The 4335-nt window shown below is 64.8% G+C and carries 4 protein-coding genes and 1 pseudogene; 3 read left to right on the top strand and 2 right to left on the bottom strand.

Annotation, left to right across the window (positions count from 1 at the left end):
* On the bottom strand, positions 1-343 hold a 343-nt coding region (locus M8J71_RS23090), incomplete at its 3' end, for a cytochrome c oxidase assembly protein (protein WP_256250198.1).
* 39 nt (positions 344-382) lie between these two features.
* On the bottom strand, positions 383-808 hold the full coding sequence (locus M8J71_RS23085) for an ArsR/SmtB family transcription factor (RefSeq protein ID WP_305480294.1): 426 nt from the start codon (positions 806-808) through the stop codon (positions 383-385).
* 202 nt (positions 809-1010) lie between these two features.
* On the opposite strand from M8J71_RS23085, the gene M8J71_RS23080 reads away from it, so the two are divergent.
* The 3 genes and pseudogenes from M8J71_RS23080 to M8J71_RS23070 all read left to right on the top strand — a co-directional run.
* On the top strand, positions 1011-3098 hold the full coding sequence (locus M8J71_RS23080; RefSeq protein WP_256250197.1) for a cytochrome c oxidase assembly protein: 2088 nt from the start codon (positions 1011-1013) through the stop codon (positions 3096-3098).
* Positions 3099-3219: 121 nt separating this feature from the next.
* A complete protein-coding gene (locus M8J71_RS23075; RefSeq protein ID WP_256250196.1) occupies positions 3220-4137 on the top strand; it encodes a cation diffusion facilitator family transporter in 918 nt (305 codons plus the stop codon).
* Positions 4137-4335 (top strand): annotated as a pseudogene (locus tag M8J71_RS23070) (DsbA family protein); the annotation flags it as partial. The gene M8J71_RS23075 and the pseudogene M8J71_RS23070, both read left to right, overlap by 1 nt.

The following is a 4335-nucleotide window of genomic DNA, read 5'->3' as shown; positions in this document are numbered from 1 at the left end:
ACGTGCCGGGCGAGCCGATCACCAGCAGCGGCGGAACAGCCATCATCAATGTCAGCTGCTGGAACATGAAAATGGAGAACATCCGCAGCCCGTAGCCTTCGATCCCGGCACCCATGACCACGATAATGGCGGCACACCCGACCAGAAAAGACACGCTGCGTACCGGTGACCAGCTTCGGCGCCGGCGCCAAAGGCTGATAACCCCGGCCAGGTAGAGAAGTGCGGCGATCAGAGCCAGTACCGGAAGAAGCGGTACCGGCTGCAGGTTCGGGGCGAGGTACTCCCCCACTGACGGGGGCAGGGACGGCAGCCAGACAGGACCTTCAACCTCAGGTTCACCCATGTCCTGACCCCGCTCCCCGGCTCTGTTCAGGGATCGGCTTCAGTCGCTGCCGGTCAGCAGCAACCGCTCGTGCCCGCTGTGCCCGACATGGGCCAGACCGAGGTCCAGGAGCAGGCGGACATGCGAATCCGCCAGCGAGTAATACGCCATCCGGCCCGACCGCCGGACAGTAACGACCTTCGGTCCCCGCAGCAGCCGCAGGGCATGGGAGACGCCGGACTCGCTCAAACCCGTCGTTGCCGCCAAATCGCAGACGCACATCTCGCCCTCGAGCAAGGCAATGAGGATCCTGACCCGGCCCGGATCCGCCAGCAGCCCGAAAATCACGGCAAGGTCGGTGACGGCGGCCTCCTGCGGCATCCTGGCCCGCACTGCCTGGACCCTGTCGGCATCGACCAAACGTACGGCACAGTCGCTGCCGGTGCCGCCGGTGGCAGGCATCGCAGGAAGGGAAATCGCACTCATCCATCAAGGCTACCTTTGCTGCTAATGCTTCGCATTCGCTTCTCGCGTGGGGCCGCAGGCCGCTTACGGGCACTCGGCATGACGCCCACGGGATTAACATCTGAACAACTCTACAGATAATGTTGACACGTGCCGTCTCCTGCGGCCGCCAACTTCCGGGCACGCGCCGGCAGCAGGCAAAACCATGTTCAAAGGATCCGTTGTGGCTTCGAAATCCCCTGCCGGAATGCCGGAAGCATCGCCGAAGCCGTGGTGGCTGGCCGTCGCCGGCCTGATCGCCGTCGTTATCGTGGTGATCGCCTCCGCCTACGGCAGGGGCGTGCTGCCGGCCGAAACCCGAGACCCGGGGGCCTTGGTCCGCTGGGGCTACGGCATCGTCCAGACCGTCCACAACATTTCCGCGGCCGCTACCATCGGCGCCCTGGTCTTTGCTGCCTTCATCGTCCCGCCCGCCCTGTCACGGCCCCGGAAACGCAAACCAGCCGGCCAAGACGCGGAGGCCGGTGAGCACCCGGCGTTCACCCGCCTTATGGTGCTGGCTTCTGCCGCCAGCCTGCTCTGGACATTCTCCGCCGTCGCCGTCATAGTTTTCAGCTTTGCCGACATAGCCGGGGTACCGATTTCCGGCACCCCGGAATTCGCCGCCCAACTGGCCTCCTACGTCACCGAACTCCCGACCGGCAGTGCCTGGCTGTGGGTGGTCATCATTGCATCCACGGTGGCGACGGCGACCTTTGGTCTCCGCTCCCCAGCAGGACTGGCGGCAACGGCAGTGCTTGCCATGGGTGGACTGGTGCCGATGATCCTGATTGGCCATGCCGCAGGAGGCAACGACCACGAACAGGCGATCAACTCCCTGGGGCTGCACCTGGTTGGGGTATCCCTTTGGTTTGGCGGCCTGATCGCCCTGGCTATAGCCGGGACCGCCCTAGGCAAAGACACTGCTGCGGTCGTAAAACGGTTTTCCACCCTGGCAGGGTTCGCCTTCGTCCTTGTTGTGACCTCCGGGCTGATCAACGCCGCCATCCGCCTGGATCTGCCTGCAGGGCTCGCCTCACCCTACGGCGTGCTTCTGATGGCGAAGACAGCCGGGGCACTGGTCCTGGGCGGCCTCGGGCTCCTGCACCGCCGTCGTGTTATTCCCGCCCTGGCCGCAGTCGGCGCGGTGAGGGCCGGGCGGCTGCTGTGGCGGCTAATCATTGCCGAGGTGCTCATAATGGGCGCCGTCAGCGGGCTGGCGGCGGCCTTAAGCCGCACTCCCCCTCCGGGCGGACAGGACATCGAACCGGCACTGACGCCGGCGCAAATCCTCACCGGATACCTCCTGCCGCCCGAGCTCACGCCGGAGCGCTGGTTCACAGTCTGGCGCCCGGACTGGCTATGGATCGCCGTCGCGGTGACAGCCGCCTATCTTTACCTGAGGGCAGCCCTTCAGCTCCGCCGCCGTGGGGACAAATGGCCATGGCCCCGGGCCCTGATGTGGCTGCTGGGCCTGGCCGCACTGATTTTTTTCACCTCCGGCGGCCCGTCGGTCTACGGGCGGGTGCTGTTCAGCGCGCACATGGTCGACCACATGGCACTGACCATGATCGTTCCGGTGTTCCTTGTCCTCGGCGCCCCCGTCACCCTGGCGCTGAGGGCCCTGACTCCCCGGCACGACGGCACGAGGGGACCACGGGAATGGCTCATGGTCCTGGTGCACTCGCGCCCGGCCGCCGTCGTGACGCATCCGCTGTTCGTCGCGGCCAACTTCGCCGGCTCGATTGTGCTGTTCTACTACTCGGACGCTTTCGGGTTCGCTCTACGCGAACACGCCGGGCATGAACTGATGACAGTGCATTTCCTTATCACCGGCTACCTGTTCGTCCTGTCCATGATCGGCACCGACCCGGTCCTCCGCAGGGCGCCGTACCCGCTGCGGCTGCTGCTGCTACTCGCCACCATGGCCTTCCACGCATTCTTCGGCGTCACGCTGATGGGCTCTACCACCCTCCTCCAGCCGGACTGGTTTACCCGTCTTGGCAGGGACTGGGGCCTTTCCCCGCTGGCAGACCAGCAAATGGCCGGCGCCATCACCTGGGGCATTGGCGAGGTGCCTACCCTCCTGATCGCGATCGGAGTCGCCATCATGTGGTCCCGCTCCGACACAAGGGAGATGCGCCGCACCGACCGCGCCGCGGACCGCAACCGCGACGCGGATCTGGAGGCCTACAACGACATGCTCGCCCAACTGGGCGAACGCACCTACCCCGGCCCCGGGGGCCGTGGTGGGCGGGGTGGGTCAAAATGAGCATCTCCTCCAGAGCCACCGTGGATACACGACGTCATGAATCCATCGCGTTCTGTATTCTAATTGTCGCAGGACAAGACCCCCGTCCCCCTGCTGAATCCGACAGTGTAAAGGTGCTTTTATGAGCGGACATGACCACGACCACGCCGTAGCAGGCACCCGCCAGCGCGGGAAACTGCTGATCGTCTTCGCAATCACGTTCAGCGTGATGGCCGCGGAAATCATCGGCGCGTTCCTGACCGGCAGCCTGGCGCTGCTGGCTGACGCCGGGCACATGTTTACAGACTCCACCGGACTGCTGATCGCTCTCATCGCAGCCTCGCTGGCTCTGAAACCACCCACCCTTAAACGCACATGGGGCTACAAACGAGCCGAAATCATCGCCGCCGCGTTCCAGGCGTCCCTGCTGCTGGTCGTTGGCACGTTCGTCATCATCGAAGGCGTCCGCAGATTCTTTGAACCCCCCGAAATCGCCGGACCGGCGATGTTGTGGTTCGGCGTGATCGGCCTGGCCGGCAATGCCGTGGGCCTTGTGGTTCTGGCCTCCGGCAGGAACCACAACTTCAACATGAAGGCCGCCTTCCTGGAGGTCCTAAACGACGCCCTGGGCTCCGTGGCAGTGATCGTCGCCGCGGTCATCATCGCCCTCACCGGCTGGGTTCAGGCCGACGCGGTCGTGTCCATTCTCATTGGCGTGCTGATCATTCCCCGGACCCTGAAACTGCTCCGCGACACCGTCAACGTGCTGATGGAAAACGCCCCCGCCGGGCTAGACCTGGGGGATGTCCGCGAGCACATCCTAGCCCTGCCCCACGTCATAGACGTCCACGACCTGCATGCCTCCCTCGTTGGCTCCGGAACCCCTGTGCTTTCGGCACACGTCACCGTCGAAGACGGCTGCATGACCGACGGGCACGCCGCCACCATCCTGGCCGATCTGCAGCGTTGCGTCGCCGAACACTTCGACGTCAGCGTCGAACACTCCACGTTTCAAATCGAACCAGCCGCCCACCGCGACCAGGAAAGCATGCATCACTGATGTCACAGACAAAAACCAAAACAAAGCCGGCAGATCCGGCCAAGCGCGCCCGTACCGTCATCTGGGTCCTTCTCGGAGCCCTCGTGGCCGCAGGAGCGATCTGGTACGCCGTGTTCACGCTCAACAAACCAGCCCCGGTGGCCGTGGAGCCCGTTGCCGACGCCCAACTGGTCCGCGAAGACAGCCACAGGGTGACCA

This window comes from Pseudarthrobacter sp. R1 (genome assembly GCF_024494415.1).
GTDB lineage: Bacteria > Actinomycetota > Actinomycetes > Actinomycetales > Micrococcaceae > Arthrobacter.
This window is presented reverse-complemented; position numbering and strand designations above follow the sequence as displayed.

What these genes read in the sequence shown, in the direction of transcription:
- M8J71_RS23085 (WP_305480294.1), bottom strand. Translation starts at nt 808, where the DNA reads ATGAGTGCGATTTCCCTTCCTGCGATGCCTGCCACCGGCGGCACCGGC.
- M8J71_RS23075 (WP_256250196.1), top strand. Translation starts at nt 3,220, where the DNA reads ATGAGCGGACATGACCACGACCACGCCGTAGCAGGCACCCGCCAGCGC.